Consider the following 14585-nt stretch of genomic DNA (forward strand, 5'->3'; position numbering starts at 1 on the left):
CCTGAGATCGACGCCATGAGCACGCCTCTGAAGACCCTGATCACGAAACTGAACCCGCTGTGCCGCCACGCGACCGAGCGGGCGGCGAGCGCGTGCCTGGCGCGCGGCCACTACGAGGTCGATCTGGAACACCTGTTCCTCGCGTTGCTCGACGAGGCGACGGGCGACCTGCCGCTCGCGTTGCGCGCGAGCCGCGTCGATCCGCATGCGCTGCACGCCGATCTCGAACGCGAGCTCACGCGCCTGAAGACCGGCAACACGCGCACGCCGGTGTTCTCCGTGCACCTGATCGCGCTGTTCGAGCAAGCATGGCTGATCGCGTCGCTCGATTCGCAGCTCGGCCGCATCCGGTCGGGGCACCTGCTGCTCGCGCTGCTGACCGCGCCGGATCTCGCGCAGTTCGCGCAACGGATGTCGTCGCGCTTCGCGGAAATGAACGTGACGGACCTGAAGCACAAGTTCGACGAAATCATGGCCGGTTCGAGCGAAGCCGAGCCGCGCCAGACGGACGACGAGGGCAGCGACGTCGCGCCCGCCGCCGACGGCATGGCACCCGCGGCCGGCCCGTCGAAGACGCCCGCGCTCGACACGTACACGACCAACCTCACGCAGCGCGCCCGCGACGGCAAGATCGATCCGGTGATCGGCCGCGAAGCGGAGATCCGCCAGGCGATCGACATCCTGATGCGCCGTCGCCAGAACAACCCGATCATGACCGGCGAGGCCGGCGTCGGCAAAACGGCGGTCGTCGAAGGGCTCGCGCTGCGGATCGCGGCCGACGACGTGCCGCCGCCGTTGCGCGGCGTCGCGCTGCACGTGCTCGACATGGGGCTGCTGCAGGCCGGCGCGAGCGTGAAGGGCGAGTTCGAGAACCGGCTGAAGAGCGTGATCGACGAGGTGAAGAAGAGCGCGCATCCGATCATCCTGTTCATCGACGAGGCGCACACGATCATCGGCGCGGGCGGCCAGGCCGGCCAGAACGACGCGGCGAACCTGCTGAAGCCGGCGCTCGCGCGCGGCGAGCTGCGCACGATCGCCGCGACGACGTGGAGCGAATACAAGAAGTATTTCGAGAAGGATGCGGCGCTCGCGCGGCGCTTCCAGGTCGTGAAGGTCGAGGAGCCGAGCGAGCCGCTCGCGGCCGCGATGCTGCGCGGGATGTCGGGCCTGATGGAGAAGCACTTCAACGTGCGGATCCTCGACGATGCGATCACCGAGGCCGTGCGCCTGTCGCATCGCTACATCAGCGGCCGTCAGCTGCCGGACAAGGCGATCAGCGTGCTCGACACCGCCTGCGCGAAGGTCGCGCTCGCGCACAGCGCGACACCGGCGGCGATCGACGACACCAAGAAGCGCATCGAGCGCATCGATGCGGAAATCGCGTCGCTCGAGCGCGAGGTGGCGGGCGGCGCGGCGCACGACGAGCGGCTCGGCGAGCTGCGCGGCGCGCGCGACACGGCGCTCGAACAACTGGCAAAGGACGAGGAACGCTACGAAGCCGAGCGCGTGATCGTCGCCGAGATCACCGAGCTGCGCGATGCGCTCGACCGCGCACGCGGCCCGTCGGAAGACGGCCAGCCGGTCGACGTGCAGGCCACCCGCGACAAGCTCGCGGAGCGCGTCGCGGCGCTGCACGCGCTGCAAGGGAGCGAGCCGATGGTGCCGCTGCAGGTCGACGGCCACGTGGTCGCCGAGATCGTCGCCGCGTGGACCGGCATTCCGCTCGGCCGGATGGTGAAGGACGAGATCGACACCGTGCTGAACCTGCAGCCGCTGCTGAGCGCGCGCGTGATCGGCCAGGACCATGCGCTGGAGGCGATCGCGCAGCGCGTGCGCACCGCGACCGCGAACCTCGAGGATCCGAACAAGCCGCGCGGCGTGTTCATGTTCGTCGGGCCGTCGGGCGTCGGCAAGACCGAGACGGCGCTGGCGCTGGCCGACATCCTGTACGGCGGCGAGCGCAAGATGGTCACGATCAACATGAGCGAGTACCAGGAAGCGCACAGCGTGTCGGGCCTGAAGGGCTCGCCGCCGGGCTACGTCGGGTACGGCGAAGGCGGCGTGCTGACCGAGGCCGTGCGCCGCAACCCGTATTCCGTCGTGCTGCTCGACGAAGTCGAGAAGGCGCACCCCGACGTGCTCGAAATGTTCTTCCAGGTGTTCGACAAGGGCACGATGGACGATGCGGAAGGGCGCGAGATCGACTTTCGCAACACGCTGATCATCCTGACCTCGAACGTCGGCTCGGCCGCGGTGATGCAGGCGTGCCTGAACAAGCCGGCCGAGGAACTGCCCGACCCGGACACGCTCGCCGAGACGCTGCGTCCGCAGTTGTACAAGACCTTCAAGCCGGCGTTCCTCGGCCGGATGAAGGTCGTGCCGTACTACCCGATTTCCGACGACGTGCTGGCCGAGATCATCGAGCTGAAGCTCGAACGCATCCGCCGCCGGATCGAAGCGAACCACAAGGCCGCGTTCGAGTGGGACGAGTCGCTCGTCGACGCGGTGCTCGCGCGCTGCACCGAGGTCGATTCGGGCGCCCGCAACGTCGACCACATCCTGAACGGCACGCTGCTGCCGGAGATCGCGGGCCACGTGCTGGGCCGGATCGCCGACGGCGCGGCCATCGCGCGCATCGCGGTGCGCGCGGACGAGGCCGGCGAATTCGCGTACACCGTCGAATGAGTCCCCGCACGCGACATCTCATGCATCAACGGATTCACTGAACCATGCCGATCAATCTCCCCGAGCTGCTGACGCCGATCAGCGAGGCGTCGCCCAGCGGCGACGACCTGCTGTTCTCGAACGAATTCGACGCGATCCAGGACGCGCGGCGCTACGACGACCCGACGCTCGACCAGGGCGAATGGGTGACCGAGATCAAGGAGGCCGACTGGGGCTTCGTCGTCGACCATGCGGGCGAGCTGCTGCGCACGCGCACGAAGGACCTGCGGCTCGCCGTGTGGCTGACCGAGGCGCTCGCGCTCGAGGACGGCATCACCGGCCTCACCGAAGGCTATGCGCTGCTCGAGGGTCTGTGCCGCGAGTTCTGGGACACCTTCCACCCGCTGCCCGAGGACGACGACATCGAGCACCGGCTCGGCAACGTCGCATGGCTGTCCGGTCGCACGGCCGAGCTGCTGCGCGCGGTGCCGCTGACCGACGGTGCATCGAATGCGTTCAGCACGCTCGACTGGGAAGTCGCGCAGCACGTCGCGCAGTCGATCAAGCGCGACCCCGAGCATGCGGACGACATCGCGCGCGGCAAGCCGTCGATCGAGCAGATCGACGCGTCGCGGCGCGTGACGTCGATCGCGTTCTACACGGCGCTGCTGGCGAACCTGAAGGCGTTCGAATTCGCGCTCGATGCGTTCGAGGAGCGGCTCGTCGAGCGCGCGGGCGATTCGGCGCCGAGCTTCCGGCAGGCGCGCGACGCGTTCGAGACCGTGTACCGGCTCGCCGAGCGCTTCGCGCGCGAACAGGGCTATACCGGCAGCGCGCCGCACACGCAGGCGGTGCAGCAGGCCCAGCCCGAGCGCATCGAGCCGGTGTTCGGCCAACCGATCCAGACCGAGGAGACCCACGTGCAGCAGCAGACCGCTTCGCGTCCTCCGGTGACGCAGACGATCGCCGGCATCCAGAACCGTGCGCAGGCCGTCGACCAGTTGCGTGCGGTGGCGCGCTATTTCCGTCAGACCGAGCCGCACAGCCCAGTCGCGTATCTCGCCGACAAAGCGGCCGAATGGGCCGACATGCCGCTGCACAAGTGGCTCGAGAGCGTCGTGAAGGACGACGGCTCGCTGTCGCATATTCGCGAACTGCTGGGCGTGCGGCCCGACGAGCAGTCGTAAACGCAAGACGGGCGGTGCATCGCTGCCGCCGCCCGTCGTATGCCGTGCCGCCGCCGCGCTCCGTCATGGAGACGGCGGCCGGTCGAGGTCCCGTTACTGCCCGACGCGGAATTCGATCCGCCGGTTCCGCGCCCGCCCGTCGGCCGTATCGTTCGGCGCGATCGGCTGATCCGGCCCGACGCCCGTCGTCGTCATCTGCTGCGGCGGAATGCTCTTCGTGATCAGGTAGCCCTTCACCGCATCCGCGCGCGCCTGGCTCAGCGCGATGTTCGACGTCCGGTTCCCCGAGTTGTCGGTGTGGCCGATGATGTCGACCGTGCGGTTCTGCATCTTCGCGAGCGCGGCCGCCATCTGGTCGAGGATCAACTTGCCCTGCGGCGTCAGCGTCGCGCTGCCGGTCTCGAACTCGATCGTCCGGTTCGCGAGCGTCTGGTCGAGCACGCCCTGCTCGGACGCCGACACGCGCAGCCCGTTCTTGATCGTGTACGTCGGGTTCAGCGTGTTCGCCATGTCGCTCGCGAGCTGCTGGCGCTGCGCCTCGTTGTGCACCTCGCCCTTCATCTCGATCTGCGTGCCGTTGATCTTCAACTGGCCCTTGCTGATCTGCTTGAGCTGCGCGCCGAGCAGTTTCTGCACGTTCGCGCTCCAGTTCGGCGGCGTCGCGACGTCGCCCACCTCGATCTGGTCGACGACGTTCGTCGCGCCGTAGGTGTCGCGCAGCTTCTGCAGCACGGCGGCCTTGGTCGCCTCGTCGGGCACCTTGCCGCCGACCACCACCTGGCCGGGCGCCGCGTTCGCGGGCGGCGGCGTGAGCGTGCCGGCGGTGCCGTGCACCACCGTGCCGGACGCGCCGCCGGCGTTGGGGTTGGCCTGCGGCAGCGCGGTCGTCGCGACCGTGCCGTTGCCGACCGGCGTGACGGTCGCGCCGGTGTTCTGCGCGAAGGCCGCGCCGCTCGCGACGAGGCCGGCCGCGAACAGCGCGGCGAGGGCGGGCGAGACGGCGGCCGACAAGCGCGCGCGCCGGACCTGAATCGTGCGATGCATGCGGTCAGCCTCCGATGAACGCTTCGCGGAACGCGTCGATGGCGACGCGCAGCGAGAGTTGCGGTTGGTCGAGGTAGCTGACGAGCTTGCTGATCTGGTGATCGTTTTGCGCATGGGCGTCGATCCACTCGGGATCGTCGATGTCGATGTTGTGGGCGGCGTAGGTCTGCGGGTCGACGACGCTCAGCAGCGTCTTCGCCGACGCGCCGTTGAAGCCAATGACGAGCCGTTCGCGTTCGGCGATCGTGCCGATGAAGATCGCGAGCTCGAAGTCGGCCTGCGCGACGAACGGCGCGATCAGCTCGAGCCAGAACGCGGCGACGAGGCTGCGGTAGAACGGATCGACCGGCAGCGGCAGCGTGAGGCCGCGTTCGATGTGCGACGAACCGCTCTGCATCACCGGCCGCAGCAGCGAGCCGAGCGCGAGCATCGCGCCGCGCAGCCGCACCGGATGACCGCTTTCGAGCAGCATCTCCTGCAGGCCGTGCAGCGTCTGGTGTTCGACGAAATCGTTGAAGGTGCCGTCATGCGACGTGCCGGGGCCGCCGATGTCGATCGGCACCTGCGTGTCGCCGAGCGCTTGCAGCGCGCCGGGCGGCTCGTCCTTGCCGAGCAGCGGCGGGATCTGCGCGGCGACGCGCGACCACAGCCGCGCGAACGCGAGCGGGCTGCGCGCGAGGAAGGCGACCGGCCGGTCGACCTCCAGCGCGGTGGCGCCGAGGAACGGGAAGCGGCGCATCGACACGTCGTGGCTCGCGACCATGTGGCCCGCGATCGCGAGCTTGCTGCGCGAGCCGAGAAACGCGAAATGCATCGGCTTCGCATCCTCGTAGACGATCTTCCAGCGCGGATCTTCCGCGAGCAGCTCCAGCGCCTGCGCGATCCAGCGATCGAGCGTCTGCAGCAGTTGCGGATTGTGCGCGCTCTTCACGAAGTCGCCGCGCGACGGAATCTTGCCGAAGTAGGCGATTTGCGCCTGTACGGTTTGCGTCATTGCGCCCTCTGTGCATTCGTTGCGTTGGCGGCCGCGACCGCCGGCGCGGCGCCCGGCGTGCCGGTGCCGGCTTGCGTCGCGTTCTGCGCGGCGCCCGCGCTCGCGTCGGCGACCGACGACGGCAGCTGCAGGCCGCGCAGGCTTTGCTGCTGCGGCTGGTCGCCGCCACCGGCCGACGGTTGCGACGTGCTGATGATGCGCATCGTCACCGACACGTTCACGCTGCCCTGTGCCCACGTCAGGTCGAAGGTGCCATCCGGACGGCGCTTGCGCTGCGCCGAGTTGATCAGCTTCTCGAGACCGTAGCGGCCCGGCTCGTTGACGAGCTGCACCGTGCGGCCGTCGAAGGTCGTCGCGGACAGCGTCGCGCCCGGCGAACCCTGCGGGTTCGGCCACACGAAGTTGGTCCACTGCGGCGGCGTGTTGCGGTAGCGCAGCTGCTGGCCGTCGATCGCGATCGTGTATTCCGTCGTGCCCGTGCTCGGTTGCGGCAGGATCTGGAACACGGTCTGCGGCTCGGCCGACGCGGCTGCGCTGCCGGCCGCGCCGCCCGCGAGCGGCGCGACCCAGCGGGCGAAGCCGTTGGTGAAGTCCGGCGTGAGTCCGATGCCCATGTCGCCCCACGTGCGGGCGGCGAGCGTGTCGCCGCGGCGCACCGCGAGCGGCCCGAGCGTCGTCCCGACGAACTTCGCGATCGAGCCGTCCGGACCGAACACCTGCGCGATCTCGCCGGCGCCGGCCTCGACCTTCGCGTTCGCGGCGAACGGGTACTTCGTCGCGAGCGAGCTCTGGAACGGCTGGTAGACCTGCGCGTTCCACACCTTGTTGACTTCGGCGCTGGCCGGCTGGATCACGACCGCGAACGCCTGCATCAGCGGCCGCACCAGCAGCGGACGCAGCGACTTGCGTTGCGAATCGGTCAGGCCCGTCAGCATCTGCTCGTCGACGAGCTTCAGCGAATCGGCAAGTTCCGAACCGCTGCCGTCGAGCGTCTGCTGCATCAGCTGGCGCGCGCCCGGCCCCGGGTCGCCCTGGTTCTTGATCACGTTGAAGCGCGTGCGGACCTTCGACAGCGACTCCATGTAGCCCTTCAGCATCGACGTGCCGTCGTGCGTCGCGACGATCCGCGCGAGCCCGACGAACTCCTGGCCGATCGGACCCATCGGCACCTCGGCCGGATTGCCGTTGATGTCGATGTTGGCTGCCGCCACCTGGCCGGCCTGCGAGCGCGAGAACAGCTGCTTGACCCAGTTCACGACGCCCGTCTGCGCCTTCTTGATTGTCACGTTCGCGAGCGACGGGTTGTCCCACGACGTCTGGTCGTACGCGGTCTCGAGGATCTTGCGGATCGGCGAATCCTGCGGGTCGCCGAGGCGGTTCATCCCGTCGACGGCCTGGCCGAAGCTGGTGAAGCCCTGTACCGCGATGCCCTGCATGAACTTCTGCCAGTGCTGCGCGTACTCGGTCTTGTACATGCCGACGAGCGTCTTCTGGATCTGCTCGGGGCTGCCCTCGAGCGTCAGGTCGTCCTGCGTCGACGTGTTGAGCACCCAGTCCTTCGCCTGCAGCTCCTTGGTCGCCGCATCGCGGATCGCCGGCTGCACGTAGTCGAACCACGCTTCACGCGTGAACGTGCCCGGAATCGCGTAGCTGCCTGCCACGAGCCCCTGGTTGCCGTCGCCGACGATGCGCGCGATGGTCATCGGCGCGAAGCGGGTCGACGCGCGGGCCTTGATTTCCTCGTAGACGCGCTGGCGGGCCGGCATGCCGCGCACCACGCGGCGCAGGTTCTCGCGGGTCTGGTCGACGAGCGCGAGGTTCGCGTCGATCATCGGCCAGTCGTTGTCGTTCACGCGGGACAGGTAGAACGAGATCATCCGCTCGGCGCTCCGGATCATCTCGTCGCGCGGCATGTTGCCGCGATTCGTCTCGAGCCAGCCGCGCCAGAAGCGGGCGAGTTGATCGGTCAGGTGCGCCTGTTCGACGTGACGCTTGTCGGACAGCATCAGGTACGTCTTGAGCGCGTTGTACGCATCCTGCACGTTGGTTGGCGACGCGTCGCTGTAGAGGCCGCCTTGCGGGGCCGCCGCCTGTTGCGGCGCGGTGGCCGGCGCGGTGCCGGACGCGGCCAGCGCGGCGCCCGCCTGCGGGGCGGCGCCTGCCGCGTTCGTCGAGACCGGTATCGTGCCGCCCGGCACGGCGCCCGATTCGGGCGGGCGCGTCATCGGCACGAGCTGCTCGGGGTGCGCGTTCACGTCTTTCATGAACGACGCGAGGTTTTGCGAGACCGGCGCGAGCAGGATCTGGCGCACGCCGTTGTAGTACTCGGTCAGCAGATGCTGCTCGAGCCGGTCGCCCTGGTACAGGCCGAGCGACACCGACATCGGCTTGTCGCGGCGGAACTGTTCGAGCTGCTCGATCCGGTCCTCGAGGATGTCCATCGCCTGCAGGCGCGACTGCAGGTCGTTGCGGCCCTGCTGCAGGCGCGTGACGTTGTCGAGGTCGGCCTGCACGTTCGCGACCAGCTGCTGGTTGCCGATCGTCGACCAGGTCCAGCCGCCCAGCGCGAGCGCGAGCGCCGCGACGAAGCCGAAGAAGGTCGCGTAGCGCAGCCGCGTCTTGGTCGGGCTCGCGAACTGGCGCACCGTCTGGCGGTCCGCGAAGATCACCTTCGAGAACAGGTCGCGCAGGAAGAAGCCGTTCTTCGAGAACGCGCTGTGCGGTTTCGGCAGCGCATTCCCGTCGAGGCCGAAGCGGTGCGCGATGCGCTGCGCGGCCGCGCTGTTGGTTTCGCCTTCCTGCAGCGCGCTGGTGAAGTAGAAGCCGCGGAAGATCGGCTTGTACTGGAACGGGTTGTTCTCGAACAGCGTCGCGAGGAACGCGCGCAGCGACGGCTTGATCGTCGAGAATTCGAGCGGGAAGCTCAACTGGCCCGGCGACAGCTGGTTGCCGCGCGACAGCGACAGCTGCGCGACGCTGATTTCCTTCAGCCCTTCGTAGAGTTCCTCGAAGTGCGTGTCGAACTGCGCGACGACGTCGCGCTTGTCGTCGGGCTCGTAGGGCAGGGTGGCGCCCCACACGCGGTCGTACTCGTGCTTGTCGCTGCTGCTGAAGAATTCGGTGAAGCCGGTGATCAGGTCGGCCTTCGTGAACATCACGTAGACCGGCGCGAACACTTCCAGCTTTTCCGTCAGCTCCTGAACGCGCTGACGGAGGTTCTTCGCGAGGTTGATCGCGAATTCGGGGCGATTGCCGGTGAGTTCGGCGATGCTGGCCGTGACGATGATGCCGTTGATCGGCGCCTTCGGACGGTAGCGCTTGAGCAGCCCGAGGAAGCCGAGCCATTCGCTGCGGTCTTCCTCGTGCACCGAATAGCGGCCGGCCGTGTCGAGCAGGATCCCTTCGGTCGTGAAGAACCAGTCGCAGTTACGCGTGCCGCCGATGCCGTGGATCACGGCGCTGTTCTTGTCCGCGAACGGGAACTGCAGGCCGGAATTGAGCACGGCGCTGCTCTTGCCCGCGGCCGGGTTGCCGATCACGATGTACCACGGCAGTTCGTACAGCGCGGAGCCGCCCGACACCTGGCCGATCTTCGACGTCTTGATCGTCTTCACCGCATCCGACAGGCGCGTGCGCAGCACGTCGAGGTCGGCCGTCTTCGCGTCCGGTGCGAGCGCGGCAGCGGCCGGCGCGGCGATTTTGCCGGTTTCCGCCTGCTCTTCCAGCACCTGGCCGAGCTGCTGGTTCGCACGCTTCACGCGCCAGCGGCGCCACAGCGCGACCACGAGCCACAGCGCGAGGATCGCCGCGAACGCGGTCGCCGCCCACAGGAGCGGCAGCTGCAACATGTCGGCGACGATGAACAGAATGGCCGCTAGCGCGACGATCCCGACGATCGAGAGCGTACGCGGATGAGTCAGCACGTTGAGGATGCGTTGCATAGGACGTTCAGGTTCCGGTGCGATTCGGTGAGGCGACGCAGGCGCGTCGAGCGGCAAGGGTGGCGCCGCGATGTGTCGCCATGCTGTCAAACGGGATGAAGGGGGCTGGCATCAATGCGCCCGCGGCATCGGAGAAGGCGCGCGCATTAACGAAAGGACGCTGTGAGATTTAAAACGGAAGCGGCGGCCGGAAAAAATCGCGCACCGGAATGCCCGATTTTCTGCGTCGCCCATATCGTTTCCTGCCGGGATATTAAAAAGCCCCATGCCGCCCTCATTATTTCCTGTCCGGCAGCCCTGGCTAGCTGCCGCGTCCCAGTTTAAAACCGGGTTTATGGTATTCCACGTGCCCGAGATCCATCATTTTCCATCGGCCGCCCCAGGTCAGGCCGACTTGTTCGGCGACCTGGCCGTACAACTGGTAGCCGCGCATCGCCCACGGATCTTTCTCGGAAATGACCAGCTTGCCGTCGCGCAGGAATGCGTTATCGGCCGCCAGCCCGAATTGGTGATAACTCTGGAAGGCTGCCGCGTTGGTCACGTTGCTGCCCATCTGCGCCAGCCGGTTCTGCCGTTCCGGGCTCCGGTAACCTTCCAGCAACGCCATTTCATAACCGTGCTGTTCGTGCATGATCTTGTAGACCAGCAGCAAACGCGTACGGAAATCCGGATCCAGCAGGTTCCAGTCGCGGCTCGCATCCTTCAGCGCCGGGCGGACCTGTTCGACTTCCTTGGTGGCGAAGACTTCCGGCGGCAGCGGCGGGGGCGGCACGAGTTGCTCGCCCTGCAGCAGCGCGGCGATCTTCTCGTCGGGCACGCGCGCCGTGTCGTCGTACTGGAACAATTGCCGGCCGCGTAACGCAATGGCGACCAATGGCGGCGTCGCAAGAATACCTGCCGATACCATAATCATCAAGCGCCGCCGAACCAGTAAATTTTGCACATCGTTTAATGCGCCGCGCGTAACGCTTGCCGATTTAACAATCTGACTCCGCGTGCGCGCGGCGCGATCGTTCGCACGGCGGGTAAGACGGCCGTGAAACTGGGCAACGGATTCGAAAACGGTCGCGCGGATACCCGGTAAAAGCAACAGTGCCGCAACGGCGACGGCAAGGGCGAAATAGGCGACGAGTGCGACGGCAATCAACGATATCCCCGGAAATTGGAATTGATTGTGTTTTGCAATGCTTGCTCTTAGAATCAGGCTGCTTCGAGAGGCCGGGCTATATTATCGCGGTGAATTAAACCAGGATTCAATGAGACGCTGAATGAGTGCGCCGGAAAATTCAAATTCGAAAACTCCGCCCAGCCTGCTGTCCGATACTAAACCGGCGGGCGAGGGAGGGCCACGGCAGTCGCGCATTCTCGCGGATCTGGAAGGGCGTGTCACGCCGCCCGCCGAGCCGCCGCGCCGTTCGCTGAAGGCGCCGATCGCCGCGGTCGTGGCGTTGGTCGTGGCCGTCGGCGGCTGGGGCGCGTGGCGCATGCAGCAGTCGTCGGGCGAGCAGCCCGCGGTCGTCGCGGCCGCGACGGCACCCGCGGCGGCTGCGCCGGACAAGGCCGCGCCGGCCAGCGGCGCCGCCGCGCAGGTCGCGCAGAACGGCGCGTCCGCTGCGTCGGCCGTGCAACCGGCCACGATCGTCAACGACGATTCGGCGTCCCAGGCCGTTGCATCCGCATCGGCTTCCGCCGCCTCCGCGGCGGACAACAGCCGGCTGTCGCGCGCGCTCGCCAACGGCGCCGAAGAGGGCTCGGGCGGGGCGGCCGCGGCCGGCGTCGCCGCCACTGCGGCCGCCGCAGCGGCGACGTCCAAGACCGCGAAGGCCGACGCGTCGAAGAGCACGAAGGTCGCGGCTCACGGCAAGACCGACACGAAAACCGAGGCGAAGGTCGACACGAAGGCCGAAGCCCGCAAGCATCGCAAGGAACAGCAGGCCGAGCTCGCGCAGGCGAAGAAGCGCCGCGAAGCGACGTCCACCCGAACCGCAAAGGCGGCCGGGAAGGACGATCCGGATGCCGATCTGCTCGCGGCGCTCGTCGCGCGCACGAAGCCGGCCGACAAGAAACTCGCCGCGCAGAAGGGGCAGGCCGTGCCGACCAAGACGGCGGCAACCACCGGCGGCTCGCTGGCGTCGCGCGTGAAGGAGTGTTCGGAGCGCGGTTTCTTCGAGGATCAGCTGTGCCGCTGGCGCGTGTGCGACGGCCACTGGGGCAAGGACCCCGCGTGCCCGAGCGCCGCGCAGTCGGAGACGCGGCAGTAACGCGTGCCGCGCCCGTCACGAGGTCTTTCCGGTCAGCGCCGCCCATTGGGCGGCGCGTTGTTTTTGGGGCAGGAGAAGCTGCCGGTATGATGTCGCGTGACACTGTCACGCGCGCGTCACGCCCGTCGGGCATACGTCTCCTTTCCTTACCCGGCGCGGGCCCGCGACCCGCGATGTGCGGCGCGCCGCGTGCCGCACCCCCTTCGACACGATGGACCTGATCGTACAGACTTACGGCGCCGATACCTCCGGCATGGTGTGCGGATTCCGCTTCGATCCGGGCGGCGCTGGCGCGCTGCTCGATGCCGACGCGGCCGCCGCATGGCTGCGCACGTGCCGCGAGCACGGCGCGGCCGCATCGGGCGATTTCGTCTGGCTGCATTTCAATCTCGCGCACGGCGCGAGCGAGCGCTGGATGCGCACGCATCTCGGGTTGCCCGACAGCTTCTTCGAATTCCTGCACGAAGGTTCGCGCTCGACGCGCATCGAGCAGGAAGACGGCGCGTTGCGCGCGATCGTCAACGACGTGATGTTCAACCTCGAACTGACGCCGTCGGAGATCGCGACGCTGTTCGTCCACGTCGAGCGGCGCATCATGGTGACCGCGCGGCTCAAGCCGCTGCGCTCGGTCGACACGCTGCGCGCGTGCGTGCGCGACGGCGAGCAGTTCCGCTCGCCCGCGGAACTGCTCGTGCACCTGCTGCGCGACCAGGCCGACCTGCTGATCCAGATCATGCGGCGCACGAGCATCGACGTCGACCGCATCGAGGATCGCTTCCTGTCGCAGCGGCTCACGTCGAGCCGCATCGAACTCGGTGCGATGCGCCGCACGCTGACGCGCCTGCAGCGCATGCTCGCGCCGGAGCCCGGGTCGATCTTCCGGCTGCTCGCGAAGCCGCCCGCGTGGCTGCACACGGAAGACGTTCAGGAGCTGCGCGAGTCGACCGAAGAGTTCTCGCTGGTGCTCGCCGATCTGGCGGGGCTCAACGAGCGCATCAAGCTGCTGCAGGAAGAGATCGGTTCGCGCCTCGACGAGCAGAACAACCGGACGCTGTTCACGCTGACGCTCGTCACCGTGATCGCGCTGCCGATCAACATCGTCGCCGGCTTCTTCGGGATGAACGTCGGCGGCGTGCCGTTCTCGGAGAACAAGCACGGCTTCTGGCTGATGGTGCTGCTCGTTGCCGGCTTCACCGCGCTGGCCGCGTGGTGGGCGTTCCGGCGCCGCGACGATCGTTAGCGCGGCATCGGGCGTTGCATCGACGCATCAACGCAGCAGCGCGATCGCGCGTTCGCCGATCACCATCCCGAGCAGGCCGACGAGCGCAACGAGCGGCGGGGCCGGCGAGCGCACGTGCAGCAGCGCGTACAACACGCCGACACCGACGCCCACCACGAGCGAGGTCACGTAATCCATCATGGCGGTCTCCCGTGGGGGCCGGTGTCAGGGCTTGAGGATGACGCGCTCGCGCGCGCCGGCCAGCACCGCGCGATACGCGTCGTGCGCACGCTCGAGCGGGTACACGTAGTCGTCGCCGATCGGGAACGGGCGCAGCGTGCCGTTGCCGAAGCCGGGCGCGAGCGTATCGAGGATCTGCGCGACCGCGGCCGCGCCGAGCTGCAGCGAATCGATGCCCACGAACGTGTGCTGGCCGCGATAGAACGCGAAGATGTCGAACGGCACGCTGCGCTCGATCGTCGAGATGAAGATCTGTCGCGCGCCGATCGCCATCGACGCGTTCGCCGCTTCGAAATACGGGCTACCGACCGTGTTGTAGACGATGTCCGCGCCGTGGCCGCCGGTTAACTTGCGTACCGCGTCGGCCACCGTCCGGCTCGATGCGTCGATCATGGGGACGTCGCCCGACGCATGGCCGCGATAGGCGCCGGGCCCGCGCTCGACGCCGATCACGGTCGCGCCGCGTGCGGTGGCGAGCTGGATCGCGGCCTGACCGACCTTGCCGTTCGCGCCGAACACGAGCACGACGTCGTCGGCCGTCGGCATGCCGGCTCGGCGCAGGCCTTCGTACGCGGTGACGAACGGCACGCCCACGCCGGCCGCCTCGTCGAGCGTCAGCACGCCCGGCTTGCGGCGCACGTGCGCGGCGTCCAGTACGAGCCATTCCGCATGCGAACCGTCTCGCCCGACGCCGAGATCGCCACCCGAGCCCCACACCGGCGCGCCGATCCAGTTGTCGGGGCCGCTGCGCACGATGCCGGCCCAGTCGCGCCCCGGCGTGCGCGGCCACACCGCATGCGGCATGCGGCCGAGCGCGGCCTTCACGTCGCTCGGGTTCACGCCGGCCGCGCGCACCTCGATCAGCATCTGGCCGTCGGCCGGTACGGGCGGGGCGATGTCCCGGACCCGCGCGTCGAGCGACTCGATGTCGGCGGCGGGGCTGTCGAAGCGGATGCTGCGCATGATGATCTCCGTGAACGATGGCGGCTGCCCGGCCCGGCGGGCCGGCGCGTGCGGCGGATGAAACCGGTGAAT

At 68.2% G+C, this 14585-nt stretch carries 9 protein-coding genes and 1 pseudogene; 4 read left to right on the top strand and 6 right to left on the bottom strand.

Annotated elements, in window-relative coordinates:
- Positions 1-15: 15 nt before the first annotated feature.
- Together tssH and tssA are read left to right on the top strand one after the other, a co-directional pair.
- On the top strand, positions 16-2685 hold the full coding sequence (gene tssH / locus DTA15_RS11665) for a type VI secretion system ATPase TssH (RefSeq protein ID WP_006484392.1): 2670 nt from the start codon (positions 16-18) through the stop codon (positions 2683-2685).
- Between the two features lie 44 nt (positions 2686-2729).
- Complete coding sequence (gene tssA / locus DTA15_RS11670) at positions 2730-3851, top strand: type VI secretion system protein TssA (protein WP_006484398.1); 1122 nt, start codon at positions 2730-2732, stop codon at positions 3849-3851.
- 93 nt (positions 3852-3944) lie between these two features.
- On the opposite strand, the gene DTA15_RS11675 is transcribed toward tssA, so the two are convergent.
- The 4 genes from DTA15_RS11675 to DTA15_RS11690 form a co-directional block, all read right to left on the bottom strand.
- A complete protein-coding gene (locus DTA15_RS11675) occupies positions 3945-4895 on the bottom strand; it encodes an OmpA family protein (protein WP_006494417.1) in 951 nt (316 codons plus the stop codon).
- A gap of 4 nt (positions 4896-4899) precedes the next feature.
- On the bottom strand, positions 4900-5889 hold the full coding sequence (gene tagF, locus DTA15_RS11680) for a type VI secretion system-associated protein TagF (protein ID WP_006483243.1): 990 nt from the start codon (positions 5887-5889) through the stop codon (positions 4900-4902).
- Positions 5886-9830, bottom strand: a complete 3945-nt coding sequence (gene tssM / locus DTA15_RS11685) for a type VI secretion system membrane subunit TssM (protein WP_012492310.1) — start codon at positions 9828-9830, stop codon at positions 5886-5888. The genes tagF and tssM overlap by 4 nt, the downstream gene beginning before the upstream one ends.
- A gap of 301 nt (positions 9831-10131) precedes the next feature.
- On the bottom strand, positions 10132-10977 hold the full coding sequence (locus tag DTA15_RS11690; protein WP_006488977.1) for a M15 family metallopeptidase: 846 nt from the start codon (positions 10975-10977) through the stop codon (positions 10132-10134).
- A gap of 121 nt (positions 10978-11098) precedes the next feature.
- On the opposite strand from DTA15_RS11690, the gene DTA15_RS11695 reads away from it, so the two are divergent.
- Together DTA15_RS11695 and DTA15_RS11700 are read left to right on the top strand one after the other, a co-directional pair.
- Positions 11099-12091 (top strand): hypothetical protein, encoded by a 993-nt coding sequence (locus tag DTA15_RS11695; protein ID WP_012492311.1) that lies wholly within the window; start codon positions 11099-11101, stop codon positions 12089-12091.
- Positions 12092-12302: 211 nt separating this feature from the next.
- Positions 12303-13331, top strand: coding sequence for a transporter (locus DTA15_RS11700; protein ID WP_006481924.1), 1029 nt, complete (start codon positions 12303-12305; stop codon positions 13329-13331).
- A 30-nt stretch (positions 13332-13361) separates the two neighbouring features.
- On the opposite strand, the pseudogene DTA15_RS11705 reads toward DTA15_RS11700, so the two are convergent.
- Both DTA15_RS11705 and DTA15_RS11710 read right to left on the bottom strand, forming a co-directional pair.
- Positions 13362-13508, bottom strand: a pseudogene (locus DTA15_RS11705) (DUF1427 family protein); the annotation flags it as partial.
- A 27-nt stretch (positions 13509-13535) separates the two neighbouring features.
- Positions 13536-14513, bottom strand: a complete 978-nt coding sequence (locus DTA15_RS11710; protein WP_012492312.1) for a quinone oxidoreductase family protein — start codon at positions 14511-14513, stop codon at positions 13536-13538.
- Between the last annotated feature and the right edge of the window lie 72 nt (positions 14514-14585).

It is taken from the genome of Burkholderia cenocepacia (assembly GCF_900446215.1).
Classification (GTDB): Bacteria; Pseudomonadota; Gammaproteobacteria; order Burkholderiales; family Burkholderiaceae; genus Burkholderia; species Burkholderia cenocepacia.

Coding starts and splice junctions, on each gene's coding strand:
- tssA (WP_006484398.1), top strand. CDS start 2,730: ATGCCGATCAATCTCCCCGAGCTGCTGACGCCGATCAGCGAGGCGTCG.
- DTA15_RS11675 (WP_006494417.1), bottom strand. CDS start 4,895: ATGCATCGCACGATTCAGGTCCGGCGCGCGCGCTTGTCGGCCGCCGTC.
- DTA15_RS11700 (WP_006481924.1), top strand. CDS start 12,303: ATGGACCTGATCGTACAGACTTACGGCGCCGATACCTCCGGCATGGTG.
- tssM (WP_012492310.1), bottom strand. CDS start 9,830: ATGCAACGCATCCTCAACGTGCTGACTCATCCGCGTACGCTCTCGATC.
- tagF (WP_006483243.1), bottom strand. CDS start 5,889: ATGACGCAAACCGTACAGGCGCAAATCGCCTACTTCGGCAAGATTCCG.
- DTA15_RS11695 (WP_012492311.1), top strand. CDS start 11,099: ATGAGTGCGCCGGAAAATTCAAATTCGAAAACTCCGCCCAGCCTGCTG.
- DTA15_RS11710 (WP_012492312.1), bottom strand. CDS start 14,513: ATGCGCAGCATCCGCTTCGACAGCCCCGCCGCCGACATCGAGTCGCTC.
- tssH (WP_006484392.1), top strand. CDS start 16: ATGAGCACGCCTCTGAAGACCCTGATCACGAAACTGAACCCGCTGTGC.